This is a genomic window from Gemella sp. GH3, assembly GCF_013415425.1.
Taxonomy (GTDB): domain Bacteria; phylum Bacillota; class Bacilli; order Staphylococcales; family Gemellaceae; genus Gemelliphila.
The window spans coordinates 1-405 of record NZ_JACBYC010000070.1; the positions used below are offsets into that span (position 1 = coordinate 1).

General features: G+C 34.6%; 1 protein-coding gene. It reads left to right on the forward strand.

Annotation, left to right across the window (positions count from 1 at the left end; all coding sequences use genetic code 11):
• Positions 1-22: 22 nt before the first annotated feature.
• On the forward strand, positions 23-405 hold a 383-nt coding region (locus HZY83_RS01665), incomplete at its 3' end, for an alcohol dehydrogenase catalytic domain-containing protein (RefSeq protein WP_179942355.1).

A 405-nucleotide genomic window follows, 5' to 3' on the forward strand; every position in this document is an offset into this window, starting at 1 on the left:
ATTATAAAGGGTGGGGTTTTAGGTGATTAATCAAGTTTATCAATTGGTAGCACCAAGACAATTTGAAGTATCTTACAATAATGAAAATATTAAAAGCGATAAAGTGGTTGTAAGACCTCTATATTTGTCAATTTGCGCAGCAGACCAAAGATATTACACAGGGAATAGAGATGAACTAGTATTAGAAAACAAACTACCTATGTCTTTAGTTCACGAAGGAGTTGGGGAAGTCGTTTACGATAATAAGGGTGTTTTTAAGGTTGGAACAAGAGTTATTATGATACCTAACACACCGGTGGAACAAGATGAAGTTATAGCAGAAAACTATTTGCCTAGTAGTAAATCTAGATCAAGTGGCTATGACGGATTTATGCAAGATTATGTCTTTATGGAACATGATCGTGT